We start from the raw sequence: 13,557 nt of genomic DNA, 5'->3' as shown, positions 1-13,557 counted from the left end.
AAGGAACAGGGAGCATCAATGAACGAGCAGCAAATTCTATTGGCATTTGGCGGGATTGGCGTCGCTGCGCTGGGTTGCCAATGGCTGGCGTGGCGTTTGAAGCTGCCGGCGATTCTTTTTCTGCTGCTGACCGGGATTCTCGCCGGCCCGGTGCTGGGCTGGCTCGATCCGCAGGAAATGTTCGGCCCGCTGCTGATGCCGTTGGTGTCGCTGGCGGTGGCGTTGATTCTGTTCGAGGGCAGCCTGACCCTGCATCTGTCTGAATGGAAGGAGATTGGTAGCGTCGTCCATCGCCTAGTGACCCTCGGTGCGATTTCGACCTGGGTTGTCATCGCGGTGGCGACTCACTTTCTACTGGGTTTCGACTGGATGCTGGCCATTCTTTTCGGCAGCCTGACGCTGGTGACCGGCCCGACAGTGATCGTGCCAATGCTGCGCGTGGTGCGGCCAAAAGCTTCGATCGCCAACATTTTGCGCTGGGAGGGCATCGTCATTGACCCGATCGGCGCTCTGCTCGCCGTTGTGGTTTACAGCTTCATTATCGCCAGCGCCGAAGGCCATGGACTCAAGCAGAGTCTGTTTACGTTCGGCGGCGTGATTCTGTGCGGCGCGCTGTTCGGCATTGTCGGTGGCTGGCTGCTTGGCACGGTGATACGTCGACAATGGCTGCCGGAATACCTGCACAACCTCGCCTCGCTGGCAGCGGTGCTGGGGATTTTCATTGCTTCCAACGAGGTGATGCACGAGTCCGGCCTGCTGGCGGTGACGCTGATGGGCATGTGGCTGGCCAACATGAAAGGTGTGGATGTGCGACACATTCTGCACTTCAAGGAAAACCTCAGCGTGCTGCTGATTTCCGGGCTGTTCATTCTGCTGGCGGCGCGTCTGGACTTGCACGCCCTGATCGGGCTGGGGCCGCTGGTACTGATTCTGTTGCTGGTCATTCAATTGATCGCGCGACCGCTGAATGTGCTGCTCAGCACCGCCGGCTCCAGCCTCAGTTGGCGTGAGCGTGCTTTGCTGTGCTGGATCGCGCCACGCGGAATCGTGGCGGCGGCGGTGTCGGCGATTTTCGCGATTCGCCTGCATGAGGCCGGGCATGAAGGCGCCCTGCTGCTGGTACCGCTGACGTTTGCGGTGATCATCGGCACCGTGGTTCTGCAGAGCGCCACGGCACGACCACTGGCACGGCTGCTGAAGGTTGCCGAGCCGGCGCCAAGCGGTTTCCTGATCGTCGGCGCGAACGCTCCGGCGCGAGCGCTGGGCAAGTCACTGCAACAACTGGGCAGCCGGGTGCTGCTGACCGATTCGAGCTGGGAAAACATTCGAGCGGCGCGCATGGAAGGCTTGCCGACGTATTTTGGCAACCCGGCCTCGCAACATGCCGATGCGCACCTGGATCTGGTCGGGCTGGGGCATTTGCTGGCGCTGTCGCCGTCGGGCGAACTCAATACCTTGGCGGCCATGCGCTTTCGTCATGACTTCGGCCATCAACGCTTGTTTGGCCTGGCCAGCGGCCATGAAAGCCGCCGCAGTGACAAGCACCGCGCCAGCCTTGAGCATCGCGGCAATCAGTTGGGCAGCGAAGCATTTACCTACGCGAAGCTGGCGAGCCAGATGGGCCAGGGTGCCGAGTTGTACAGCACAACACTGACCGACGGCTTCGGCTGGGATGACTACCGTGCGCTGCATGGCAATCGCGCGACGTTACTGTTCATGCGTGATGACAGTGGCTGGGTGCATGTGGTGACGCCGGAGACTGCTTTGAAACCTGGGCCGGGGTGGACGTTGCTGGCGTTGATTCAGCCTGAGAGCAGCGGCGCCTGAGCTGACGCTTTCGCGAGCAAGCCCGCTCCCACAGGTTCTTTTTTGTGATCGACATGAACCCTGTGGGAGCGAGCCTGCTCGCGAATGGCGCGACTCGGTTTCAGGTCAAGCAGCAAAACCCGGCAACACCGGCACCGGCCGCTTGTCATCATCAATCGCCACAAAACTGAACTGCCCATGGATCGCCTTCTCGCGCCCATCGCAACTCATGCTTTCGACAAACACTTCCACCTCGACCTTGAGGCTGGTATTGCCGACCTTGATCACCCGCCCTACCAGCTCGACGATGGAGCCGGCCGGGATCGCGTGATTGAAGTCGATGCGGTCGGTGGACACCGTCACCAGCGGCAAGCGGCAGAAGCGGGTGGCGGTAATGAACGACACTTCGTCCATCCACGCCAGCGCGGTGCCGCCGAACAGGGTGTTGTGGTGGTTGGTGGTCGGCGGAAAGACCGCTTTGGTCACGCGGGTCACCGAGAGTTCGGTGCGGCGTTCGATTTCCTGGTCACGGATAGACATGTTGAGCTGACTCGTAAAAAGTAGACTGCACATCGAAAACAAGATCAAAAGATCACAGCCTTCGGCAGCTCCTACAGGATGGGGGCAGTTTATTGCGGGCAACAAAAAAGCAGCCCGTAGGCTGCTTTTTTCTGCATCGGAAGCTGGACTTAAGCCAGTTTTTCCTTGATGCGAGCTGCTTTACCCGACAGGTCGCGCAGGTAGTACAGCTTGGCTTTACGTACGTCACCGCGACGTTTAACAGCCATGCTGTCGATCTGCGGGGAGTAGGTCTGGAAAGTACGTTCTACGCCAACACCGTTGGAGATTTTACGAACGGTGAACGCACTGTTCACGCCGCGGTTACGCTTGGCGATTACAACGCCTTCGAACGCTTGCAGACGGGAACGATCGCCTTCCTTCACTTTCACCTGAACGACAATGGTGTCGCCCGGGGCAAAGGTAGGGATTTCTTTGGTCATCTGCTCTGCTTCGAGTGCAAGGATGATTTTGTTGGTCATGCTGTGCTCCTAAGGTAAATCAACTGATTTACCATCGATACGTTGTTAACTATCGTCCCGCTCGCGGATGTATTCCTCGAGCAGCTTCTTCTCTTCTCCAGAAAGCGAGCGGCTTTCCAGAAGATCGGCGCGTCGTTCATAGGTCCTGATAAGGGACTGCTGTAAACGCCATCGCCGGATATGCGCGTGGTTGCCACTCAGCAACACGTCGGGTACACGCTGATCCGCATACACCTCAGGTCGGGTGTAATGCGGGCAATCCAGCAGACCATCCGTAAAGGAATCTTCCTCGGCGGAGTCCGCATGCCCTAAAGCTCCAGGCAGCAGTCGTGTAACCGCATCGATCATGACCATGGCCGGCAGCTCGCCGCCAGACAGTACATAGTCACCAATCGACCACTCTTCATCGACATGAGCCTCAATAAAACGCTCGTCAATGCCTTCATAGCGGCCGGCAATCAGGATCAATGCATCCGATTGTGCCAACTCGCGTACCGCCGACTGAGTCAGTTGACGGCCTTGGGGGGACAGGTAAATCACCTTCGCCGCCTCCCCGGCTGCTGCCTTGGCCTGAACCAGAGCATCTTCCAGGGGCTTGATCTTCATCACCATGCCCGGACCACCGCCAAACGGGCGATCGTCCACAGTGTGATGCCGATCCGTCGTGTAATCCCGCGGGTTCCAACAGGTCAGCTGTAATAGCCCCTGTTTGACCGCTCGACTGGTAATACCGTATTCACTGATGGCCGAGAACATCTCGGGGAACAACGTTATGACGTCTACGCGCAGGCTGGCCATTGCTTAGAAGTCCGCGTCCCATTCCACCCGCATCACGCCTGCATCCAGGTCGATTGCCAGCACGCATTGCTCTGTGTAGGGCAACAACCGCTCGCGATCATCCAGGCTGCCCGCGCAGGGCTTGACCACCAATACATCGTTCGCGCCGGTCTCCAACAGGTGATCAACCTTGCCGAACAATTGCTCGTCCTGGTTGATGACGCTCAGACCCTGCAACTGGTACCAGTAGTACTCGTCGCCTGTCAGGTTGGGCAAAAGGCTTCGCGAGATGCAAATCTCATAACCGCTCAGAAGACGGGCTTCATCGCGATCGTCGAGGCCTTTGAGCTTGGCAACCAGATCCTTTTGAGTGGATCGGCCGCTGACCAGCTCGACCTGTTTCACCACGCCTTCGCGCCGAAGCGTCCAGTTGCGGTAGTCCAACAGGTTTTCAATCGGATCGGTAAAGGAAAAGACCTTCACCTCGCCGCGAACGCCGTGAACCGAAAAAATCTTGCCGACAACGATCAGGTCGTCAGCTTTTTCTGGCGTCGCGCTCATACTGCTCAGGCTGCAGCCTTGGCAGATTCCTTCAGCAACTGAGCAACACGCTCAGAAGGCTGTGCACCAACGCTCAGCCAGTAGGCTACGCGCTCTTGGTTCACGGACAGACGGATTTCCTGACCACGGGCAACAGGGTTGAAGAAACCAACCTGTTCTTTGTGGGAGCCGTCACGCGGGTTACGCGAGTCGGTTACGGTCAGGTGGTAAAACGGGCGCTTTTTGGAGCCGCCAAGGGCAAGACGGATTGTTAGCATGTGAACATCGTTCCTGTAGTCGGTGCTGCAAATCTAAATGCACAGCGGGCATGGGTGCCCGAAAGGCCGCATATTCTAAGGAATATCCGGACTTTTGCAAATGACTTTTTCCGGCGCCTATGGCATGCCGTGCGGATTTGCATATAGAGCCGTCGATGAAAACGGCCAGTCAGCTCCCGCCGAGTGCGGGTTTGCTGTTGATCCCGCGTCCTTGCGGGGTCTGCGCCGGTGCGACGACCGGCGCAAATTCTTTACATCTTGGGCATGCCGCCGCCGGGCAACATACCGCCCATGCCGCGCATCATTTTCGCCATACCGCCCTTGGCGGAGAATTTCTTCATCATCTTCTGCATCTGCTTGTGTTGCTTGATCAAGCGGCCGATGTCCTGCACCTGGGTGCCGGAACCCATGGCGATCCGGCGCTTGCGCGAACCGCTGATCAGCTCAGGGTCGCGGCGCTCGGCCGGAGTCATGGAGTTGATGATGGCTTCCATCTGTTTGAACTGCTTCTCTGCAGCGTTCTGGGCGTTGCCCATTTGCGACAGGTTGACGCCGCCGATGCTCGGCAGTTTGTCCATGAGGCCGCCGAGGCCGCCCATGTTCTTCATTTGTTGCAGCTGATCGCGGAAGTCTTCGAGGTCGAAGCCCTTGCCCTTCTTCAGCTTCTTGGCCAGTTTGTCGGCCTTGTCCTTGTCGAGGGTCGCTTCGGCCTGTTCGATCAGGCTGAGCACGTCGCCCATGCCGAGGATTCGCGAAGCGATACGCTCAGGATGGAACGGATCGAGCGCTTCGCTCTTCTCGCCCATACCGATGAACTTGATCGGCTTGCCGGTGATTGCACGTACCGACAACGCGGCACCGCCACGGGCGTCGCCGTCGACCTTGGTCAGGATCACACCGGTCAGTGGCAGCGCATCGCCAAAGGCCTTGGCCGTGTTGGCGGCGTCCTGACCGGTCATGGCATCGACCACGAACAGGGTTTCAACAGGATTGATCGCGGCATGCAGCGCCTTGATCTCGCCCATCATTTCTTCGTCGATGTGCAGACGACCGGCGGTATCGACGATGACCACGTCGATGAATTTCAGCCTGGCTTCTTTAATAGCTGCGGTGGCGATGTCGACCGGCTTCTGGCTCAGGTCGGACGGGAAGAACGTCACGCCGATGTCGTTGGCCAGGGTTTCCAGCTGTTTAATAGCCGCAGGGCGGTAAACGTCCGCCGACACAACCATGACCGACTTCTTCTTGCGCTCTTTAAGGAAGCGCGCCAACTTGCCGGCAGTGGTGGTTTTACCGGCACCCTGCAGACCGGCCATCAGAATGACTGCCGGCGGCACAGCGCTCAGGTTCAAATCTTCGTTGGCCGCGCCCATCAGGCTTTCGAGTTCGGCCTGGACGATCTTCACGAACGCCTGGCCCGGCGTCAGGCTGCGCGACACCTCGGTGCCGACAGCGCGCTCCTTGACCGAATTGACGAAGTCCTTGACCACCGGCAGGGCGACGTCAGCTTCGAGCAACGCCATGCGCACTTCGCGCAGGGTGTCTTTGATATTGTCTTCAGTCAGCTTCGCCTTGCCGGTGACATGGCGCAGCGTCTGCGAGAGACGGTCGGTTAAGTTTTCAAACATTGCGCGATCCTTTCAGGCCCTGTGTAGACCGGGATAATGGCGGCCCAGACCGGAATCAACTTGTGCTCGGCGAGCCTGCGGCGTGGGCAGGTCGCGGATTATAGCGAAGACTGCGTCGGGCGGACACCTCGCACTTTCGTGGTATGACGGTTCTATGCCAAACTCAGCGCCTTTCGGGCTTGCCTAACAGGATTTATGCTCCCCTTGTCACCCAGTTTGCTGACCACTCTCGCCGCCGCGCTTCTTTATGCCGCTGCGACCCTTTATCAGGGCACCCGCCTGGCCTCCGGCGCCAAGGCGAACAAGCGCCTGCTGGTTACGCTCGGCATTCTTGCCGTGCTGGCCCACAGCGCCAGCCTGCTCACCCACCTGCTGACGCCGATCGGCCTGGGCCTGGACTTCTTCAGCGCCGCCAGCCTGATTGCCGCCGCCGTCATCGCCTTGACGTTGCTGGCCTGCTCACGGATCCCGGTGGAAAACCTGCTGGTGCTGCTGTTCCCACTGGGTGCGGCCACGGTGCTGCTGGCGCAGTTCGCGCCCGCCGGCACGGTGCAGATCATCGACGAAGAGCCGGGCATCCTCGCCCATATCCTGCTGTCGATCCTGGCCTACGGCATGTTCACCATCGCGGTGTTCCAGGCCTTGCTGTTGCTGGTGCAGGATCACCAGCTCAAGCACAAGCACCCGTCAGGCCTGATCAAGAACTTCCCGCCGCTGCAAACCATGGAAAGCCTGCTGTTCGGTTTCCTCTGGGCCGGCTGGACGCTGCTGTCGCTGTCGCTGATCTCCGGCTGGCTGTTCGTCGAAAACCTGTTCGCCCAGCATCTGGTGCACAAGACCCTGCTGGCATGCCTGGCCTGGGTCGTGTTCAGCGTGCTGTTGTGGGGCCGTAATCGCCTCGGCTGGCGTGGTCACAAGGCGATTCGCTGGACCCTCGCCGGTTTCTGCCTGCTGATGTTGGCGTACTTCGGCAGCAAACTGGTTCGTGAATACATCCTGCACATCTGACGGGCGGCATAAATGGACGGTTTGCCCATAGGGCCGATGATCGCGGTTTTTGTCCTGCTGATTTTATGGTCAGGACTGTTTACCGCCGTCGAAATCGCGCAGCAGCACCTGCTCGCGCAACGCGCCGCCTCGCGCGCCAGCGATAAACCGCTGGCGAAGCTGAGCTTCCCGCTCGACAGCCTGATTCTGTGCAACACCCTGTGCCGCGCCCTCGCGGTAGTCATCGCCACGCTACTGGCGATCTTCCTTTGCGAAGAGAACGGCCCTTGGGCAGCCTGCCTCGGCGCCGCAGCCGTGTTGCTGGTGTTTGCCGATTACTTTCCGCGCACCGTGGCCCAGCGCTATCCGGACGCCGTGCTTTCGTTCGGCAATACCTTGCTGGCCATACCGCTGAAAATCCTTTACCCGCTGGCGTGGCTGCTGAGCAGCATCAGCGGCCTGCTGATGCGCCCCTTCGCCCGCAAAGCCCAAGTGGTGCAGCAGAGCGAAGACGAAGAGCCTGCCGACCGCCACGACGACCCGGAACACCCGTCCCGCGCGCACCCGGTTTCCGGGATCCACGCGCTGGACAACATCACGGTCAATGACATTCTGGTGCCGCGCAGCGATGTCGACGGCATCAACCTCGACGACTCGATCGAAGAGATCATCGAACAACTGCGCCACAACAAGCGCACGCGCCTGCCGGTGTTCCATAGCGACATCAACCAGGTCGAAGCGGTGCTCAACACCCGGCAAATCCGCCATCTGCTCAACGACGGCAACCTGACCCGCGAGGCGCTGCTGGCCGCCAGCTACGAACCGTACTTCGTGCCGGAAAGCACACCACTGCAACTGCAACTGCTCAATTTCCACAAACAGCAGCGTCGTCTGGGCATGGTAGTGGACGAGTACGGCGAGGTGCTGGGCATCGTTACTCTGGAAGACATTCTCGAAGAAATCGTCGGCGAATTCGAAAGCGAGCACAGCCTCGACAACCCGCACATCCATCCACAGGCCGACGGGCGCATGGTGATCGACGGCACCGCGTCGATCCGCGAACTGAACAAATGCCTGGGTTGGCATTTGCCCAGCGACGGGCCGAAAACCCTCAACGGCCTGGTGACCGAAGCGCTGGAGAGCATTCCGGAAAGCGCTGTGTGCCTGAAGATCGGGCGCTACCGACTGGAGATTCTCGAAACCGAGGAGAACCGGGTGAGCAAGGTGTTGATCTGGCATACGAGCCTGGTGCCTGCCAAGGTTTAAACCTTTGTCGCGAGGGCGCGCAGCGACAGCAAAATCGCGGCAGCACGTCAAAAGAGGGACGGCTGCGCAACCCAGCAGGAGCAACCTCTCTCGCCACAGATTCATTCGCCTTCAAATTGCGCTGGCTGTTTTATCCCTCTTGTTCAATCGTTAGCCCGCTTCCTATAATCCAAACGCTTACCCAAGCGCCGCCGAGCCCTGTGCTTACCCTGCACTCCTGCGACTTCGGCTATATCCGCATCACCCCGACGACTGTTCCTACTCGAAACAGCGACGCGTCTCATCCCACATCCCTGGGTGCTCAACCATAATAATTCGCTCCAACGGAGCCATAACTGTCAGGGATCACCGCATGACGACCAGTACCGCTTGCAGCGCTATCGCACCCGCCCAGCCAACCAACTCCGCCACCCGCGTGGCGACGGCAAGTTTCATCGGCACCGCCATCGAGTTCTACGACTTCTACGTCTATGCCACCGCCGCCGCGCTGGTGATCGGGCCGGTGTTCTTTCCGCAGACCTCTGGCACCGCGCAGATGCTCTCGGCGTTTCTCACCTTCGGCATCGCCTTCCTCGCACGCCCGCTGGGCTCGGCATTGTTCGGCCACTTCGGCGACCGCATCGGGCGCAAATCGACGCTGGTCGCCTCGCTGTTGCTGATGGGGGTCTGCACCACGCTGATTGGCGTGCTGCCAGGTTACGCCAGCATCGGCGCCTGGGCGCCAATTCTGCTGTGCGTGCTGCGCTTCGGTCAGGGTTTGGGACTCGGCGGCGAATGGGGCGGTGCAGCGCTGCTGGCCACGGAAAACGCACCCAAGGGCAAGCGAGCGTGGTTCGGCATGTTTCCGCAACTTGGCCCGTCGATCGGTTTTCTCGCGGCCAACGGCCTGTTCCTGACCCTGGCCATGACCCTCAACGACGAACAGTTCCGCAGCTGGGGCTGGCGGATTCCGTTCCTGCTCAGTGCGGTATTGGTGATGGTTGGCCTGTACGTGCGTCTCAAGCTCCACGAAACCCCAGTCTTCGCCAACGCCATTGCCCGCCAGGAGCGGGTGAAAGTGCCGCTGGTCGAATTGTTCAGCCAATACTGGGTGCCAACCTTGCTCGGCGCGGCGGCGATGGTGGTGTGCTATGCGCTGTTTTACATCTCGACAGTGTTTTCCCTGAGCTACGGCGTGTCCACTCTCGGCTACAGCCGTGAGACGTTCCTTGGCTTGCTGTGTTTTGCCGTGCTGTTCATGGCTGCAGCGACACCGTTGTCCGCCTGGGCCAGTGACCGTTACGGGCGTAAACCGGTGCTGATCATCGGTGGCGTGCTGGCGATTCTGTCCGGATTCCTGATGGAGCCATTGCTGACGCAGGGTTCGACCTGGGGTGTGGCGCTGTTCCTGTGCATCGAGCTGTTCTTGATGGGCGTGACATTTGCGCCAATGGGCGCGCTGCTGCCAGAACTGTTTCCGACACACGTGCGCTATACCGGTGCATCGGCCGCCTACAACCTGGGCGGAATTGTCGGCGCCTCGGCAGCACCGTTCTTTGCGCAGAAGCTGGTGGCGATGGGCGGTCTGAGTTATGTCGGCGGGTATGTTTCGGGGGCTGCAGTGCTGAGTTTGATTGCGGTGTTGTGCCTGAAGGAAACGCGCAATAACGATCTGAATCAGATTGCCTGACGGAAGATCAAAAGCTTCGCGAGCAAGCCCGCTCCCACATTGGATCTGTGGCGTACACAAAACCTGTTGTGGGAGCGGGCTTGCTCGCGAATGTCGTGCCTCGGTTTACAGCTCGACGACGACAGCCTGAGCAGCCCGGGTCGCCTTGGCACGCGCAGCCTCGATCGACTCATCCCGCGCCAACGCCACGCCCATCCGGCGCTGACCATTCACTTGCGGCTTGCCAAACAGACGCAGCGCGGTATCCGGCTCGCTCAGCGCAGCGCCGAGGTTGGCAAAAGCTGTCTGGGTCGACTGCCCTTCCACCAGAATCACTGCCGAGGCCGACGGGCCGAACTGACGGATCAACGGCACCGGCAGGCCGAGAATGGCTCGGGCGTGCAGCGCGAACTGCGACAGGTCCTGGGAAATCAGGGTCACCAGACCGGTGTCGTGCGGGCGTGGCGAGACTTCACTGAACCACACCTGATCACCCTTGATGAACAACTCGACACCGAACAGACCACGACCACCCAGCGCATCGGTCACGGCTTTGGCCACGCGCTCGGATTCAGCCAGAGCAATCGGACTCATGGCCTGTGGCTGCCAGGATTCCTGATAGTCGCCCTTCTCCTGACGGTGACCGACCGGTGCGCAGAACGTGGTGCCACCGATGTGGCGCACGGTCAGAAGGGTGATTTCGTAGTCGAAATCGATGAAACCTTCGATGATCACCCGGCCTTTGCCGGCGCGGCCACCTTCTTGCGCATAATCCCAGGCTTTCTGCACGTCATCGGCGCTGCGCAGCAGGCTCTGACCCTTGCCCGACGAGCTCATCACTGGCTTGACCACACATGGGAAGCCCAGGTCCTGAACGGCTTTGCTGTAGTCCTCGAAGGTGTCGGCAAAGTGGTACGGCGAAGTCGGCAGGTCCAGCTCTTCAGCCGCCAGACGACGGATGCCTTCGCGGTTCATGGTCAGTTGCGCAGCGCGTGCGGTCGGGATCACGGTGAAGCCTTCGGCTTCCAGCTCGACCAGCGTGGCGGTGGCGATGGCTTCGATTTCCGGCACGATGAAGTGTGGCTTCTCGGCTTCGATGACCGCACGCAGCGCGGCGCCGTCGAGCATGTTGATCACGTGGCTGCGATGGGCAACCTGCATGGCCGGCGCGTTGGCGTAACGGTCGACGGCAATCACTTCAACGCCCAGGCGTTGCAGCTCGATCACCACTTCCTTGCCCAACTCACCACAGCCACACAGCAATACGCGGGTCGCGGTTGGCGACAATGGAGTTCCGATACGGGTCATCTCAGGTCCTCAAAGAAGCGGATCATCGAGGAAAGCAGCGTCAGACGCGCTTTCCATGGGGAGAAAGCGCGGCATTTTACATGAACCCGAGGGTTTGGCTTCAGCTGGCGACAGCCTGTTTGCGCTCGCGCCAGGCCATGATCAGCCAAACGGCGGTGACACCGGCGAACTTCGAGGCCAGTGCGGTGATGATCACCGGTGGCGTCATCAGGTCGATCATGCCGAAGAAGATGAAGGTATCGAGGGGAATGCTCAGCGCCGAGCTGATCCACAAGCGATCACGCAACGGCCGTTTGGTGATGCTGAAGACAAGCCAATCGATGATCTCGGAGACAGCGAACGCCGTGGCGCTGGCCAAGGCGATGGACGGATCGGACGTGACGTACGACAACACCAGCGCCGCCAGCATCGCCACAATCGCACCATGACCGAAGCGGGTTTGCACCATGTCGCGCAGCACGAACACCAGCCCGCCCCATGCGGACCAGATGATGTCCAGGTGCGGCGCGGTGGAGAATGCGAAGTTGATCAGCACGACGCTGCTGATGTAGGCGATGAGGAAAATCATGGAAGCGACCTGTCGGATTGGCGCACAGGTTACGTCAGGCTGGGAGTTGGGCCAATAAGAAATCGCGACTGTTCCGGCCTCTTCGCGAGCAGGCTCGCTCCCACACTGGATCTTCAGTGAATCCGAATGGCGGGGCTGGCACAGATCAAATGTGGGAGCGGGCTTGCTCGCGAAGGCGGTTTGTCAAACGCCAGATTTCCCGGGGATCATCCACACCAACCCACTCGCCTTCGCCCGCTCATGACACAACCCCAGCACCACCCGGCGCTCGTCATTGGTCATCCGGCCCCAGCGCGTGATCTCCTCGACCGTGCGCTGGCAACCTGTGCAAATATCGTCCTCGTCCAGTGCGCAGATATTCACACACGGCGAGGCGACCGGTCTCTCCGGCGTGTTCATTCTTCCTGCTCTACCAGATCACGCGCGTAACGCTGCGAGTTATGCACATAGTGCGCGGCGCTGGCCTCAAGCATCTTCTTCTGCGGCTCGGTCAGCTCGCGCACGACCTTGCCAGGTGAGCCCATCACCAGCGAGCCATCAGGGATTTCCTTGCCTTCGCCGATCAGCGAATTGGCGCCGATGATGCAGTTCTTGCCGATCTTTGCACCGTTGAGAATCACCGCGTTGATGCCGATCAGGCTGTAATCGCCGACGGTGCAGCCATGCAGCATGGCGTTATGACCGATGGTCACACCGGTGCCGATGGTCAGCGGGTAGCCCATGTCGGTGTGCATCACCGTGCCGTCCTGGACGTTGCTGTTCTTGCCGATCAGGATCAGTTCGTTATCACCACGCAGCACGGCGTTGAACCAGACGTTGGCACCCTCTTCCAGTCTGACCTTGCCCACCAGCACGGCATTGGGCGCGACCCAGCTCTGTGGGTGGGTGTCGACGCGGGCGTCGCCCAGGCGGTATTTCATCTTGTTTTCCTCAGGGCTCACAATGACGGGCCATTCGAGCGATGGCTTCAGGTATTGATATAGCTTTTGGGGGGATGGTGCAGGCTGATCTGTTCGTCATAGAGCAGATTGATCAACTCGACGATCATGATCGCCGTCAGCCCCCAGATCTTGAACTCACCGTAACGATAACTCGGCACGTACCAGCTGCGGCCCTGATAATCGATTCGATGCGTGTGTTCACGCGGGTCTTTACGGAAGAATTCCAGCGGCACGTTGAAGACTGCAGCGATCTCGGCATCGTTGGCCTGGTACTCGACAAAGTCCGGGATCACCCCGACATAAGGCGTGACCTTGATGCCATGCAACGAAATCAGCGGGCTGAGCGGGCCGATGACCTCGACCAGCCCCGGCGGCAGACCGATTTCTTCCTCAGCTTCGCGCAGGGCGGTGAAAATCAGGTCAGGGTCTTCCGGATCACGACGTCCGCCAGGAAAGGCCACCTCGCCGCCATGGGTCGAAAGGCCGCTGGCGCGCAGGGTCAGCACCAGCTCGGGCTCGTCACTGCGGGTGATCGGCACCAGAACAGCGGCCTCGGGGAAACGTTTATCGGTCTCCAGCGTGCGCGGTGTGTGGTTGCTTACCCTATGCAGTAGCTCGTCCAGCATGAGTGTTCTCGATCTGTGCCTTACCCTGCATCATGCACCAATCATTGCAGCCGCCCAAGCCCCTCGCCGGGCCATGTCGCGAAACGACAACTTGCCGACCGGCACCGCTGCACGCCAAGATAGGCGCAGCATTCAGGAACCCCA

The 13,557-nt window shown here is 60.0% G+C and carries 15 protein-coding genes; 4 read left to right on the top strand and 11 right to left on the bottom strand.

Features of this window, described 5'->3' with window-relative positions; all coding sequences use genetic code 11:
* Positions 1–18 precede the first annotated feature (18 nt).
* Complete coding sequence (locus tag U862_RS0120860) at positions 19–1,827, top strand: sodium:proton antiporter (RefSeq protein ID WP_025112191.1); 1,809 nt, start codon at positions 19–21, stop codon at positions 1,825–1,827.
* A gap of 105 nt (positions 1,828–1,932) precedes the next feature.
* On the opposite strand, the gene U862_RS0120855 is transcribed toward U862_RS0120860, so the two are convergent.
* The 6 genes from U862_RS0120855 to ffh form a co-directional block, all read right to left on the bottom strand.
* Positions 1,933–2,346, bottom strand: coding sequence for an acyl-CoA thioesterase (locus U862_RS0120855; protein ID WP_025112190.1), 414 nt, complete (start codon positions 2,344–2,346; stop codon positions 1,933–1,935).
* A 149-nt stretch (positions 2,347–2,495) separates the two neighbouring features.
* Positions 2,496–2,846 (bottom strand): 50S ribosomal protein L19, encoded by a 351-nt coding sequence (rplS, locus tag U862_RS0120850; RefSeq protein ID WP_003175895.1) that lies wholly within the window; start codon positions 2,844–2,846, stop codon positions 2,496–2,498.
* A 45-nt stretch (positions 2,847–2,891) separates the two neighbouring features.
* Complete coding sequence (trmD, locus tag U862_RS0120845) at positions 2,892–3,644, bottom strand: tRNA (guanosine(37)-N1)-methyltransferase TrmD (RefSeq protein ID WP_025112189.1); 753 nt, start codon at positions 3,642–3,644, stop codon at positions 2,892–2,894.
* Positions 3,645–3,647: 3 nt separating this feature from the next.
* Complete coding sequence (rimM, locus tag U862_RS0120840) at positions 3,648–4,184, bottom strand: ribosome maturation factor RimM (protein WP_003221979.1); 537 nt, start codon at positions 4,182–4,184, stop codon at positions 3,648–3,650.
* Positions 4,185–4,189: 5 nt separating this feature from the next.
* A complete protein-coding gene (rpsP, locus tag U862_RS0120835) occupies positions 4,190–4,441 on the bottom strand; it encodes a 30S ribosomal protein S16 (protein WP_003185073.1) in 252 nt (83 codons plus the stop codon).
* 251 nt (positions 4,442–4,692) lie between these two features.
* Positions 4,693–6,069, bottom strand: a complete 1,377-nt coding sequence (gene ffh, locus U862_RS0120830) for a signal recognition particle protein (protein WP_025112188.1) — start codon at positions 6,067–6,069, stop codon at positions 4,693–4,695.
* Between the two features lie 195 nt (positions 6,070–6,264).
* On the opposite strand from ffh, the gene U862_RS0120825 reads away from it, so the two are divergent.
* The 3 genes from U862_RS0120825 to U862_RS0120815 all read left to right on the top strand — a co-directional run bounded on the left by U862_RS0120825 (position 6,265) and on the right by U862_RS0120815 (position 9,991).
* On the top strand, positions 6,265–7,077 hold the full coding sequence (locus U862_RS0120825) for an inner membrane protein YpjD (protein WP_025112187.1): 813 nt from the start codon (positions 6,265–6,267) through the stop codon (positions 7,075–7,077).
* A 12-nt stretch (positions 7,078–7,089) separates the two neighbouring features.
* Positions 7,090–8,322, top strand: a complete 1,233-nt coding sequence (locus tag U862_RS0120820) for an HlyC/CorC family transporter (protein WP_025112186.1) — start codon at positions 7,090–7,092, stop codon at positions 8,320–8,322.
* A 352-nt stretch (positions 8,323–8,674) separates the two neighbouring features.
* Positions 8,675–9,991 carry an MFS transporter gene (locus U862_RS0120815; RefSeq protein WP_025112185.1) on the top strand — a complete coding sequence of 439 codons (1,317 nt, stop codon included), beginning with the start codon at positions 8,675–8,677 and terminating at the stop codon, positions 9,989–9,991.
* A 105-nt stretch (positions 9,992–10,096) separates the two neighbouring features.
* On the opposite strand, the gene purT is transcribed toward U862_RS0120815, so the two are convergent.
* The 5 genes from purT to U862_RS0120790 form a co-directional block, all read right to left on the bottom strand.
* Positions 10,097–11,278: a formate-dependent phosphoribosylglycinamide formyltransferase gene (purT, locus tag U862_RS0120810; RefSeq protein ID WP_025112184.1), complete on the bottom strand. Its 1,182-nt coding sequence runs from the start codon at positions 11,276–11,278 to the stop codon at positions 10,097–10,099.
* Between the two features lie 100 nt (positions 11,279–11,378).
* The gene (locus U862_RS0120805) at positions 11,379–11,846 is read right to left on the bottom strand and encodes a VUT family protein (protein ID WP_025112183.1); all 468 of its coding nucleotides are present in this window, start codon (positions 11,844–11,846) and stop codon (positions 11,379–11,381) included.
* 183 nt (positions 11,847–12,029) lie between these two features.
* The gene (locus tag U862_RS0120800; RefSeq protein WP_025112182.1) at positions 12,030–12,245 is read right to left on the bottom strand and encodes a DUF1289 domain-containing protein; all 216 of its coding nucleotides are present in this window, start codon (positions 12,243–12,245) and stop codon (positions 12,030–12,032) included.
* Positions 12,242–12,766, bottom strand: a complete 525-nt coding sequence (locus U862_RS0120795; protein ID WP_025112181.1) for a gamma carbonic anhydrase family protein — start codon at positions 12,764–12,766, stop codon at positions 12,242–12,244. The genes U862_RS0120800 and U862_RS0120795 overlap by 4 nt, the downstream gene beginning before the upstream one ends.
* A 47-nt stretch (positions 12,767–12,813) precedes the next feature.
* On the bottom strand, positions 12,814–13,413 hold the full coding sequence (locus tag U862_RS0120790) for a CoA pyrophosphatase (RefSeq protein WP_007967803.1): 600 nt from the start codon (positions 13,411–13,413) through the stop codon (positions 12,814–12,816).
* Positions 13,414–13,557: the final 144 nt, after the last annotated feature.

The sequence above is a fragment of the Pseudomonas sp. H1h genome (assembly GCF_000633255.1).
GTDB lineage: Bacteria > Pseudomonadota > Gammaproteobacteria > Pseudomonadales > Pseudomonadaceae > Aquipseudomonas.
Note: the sequence above shows the minus strand (reverse complement) of the source record. Positions and strands in the feature narration are given on the sequence as shown.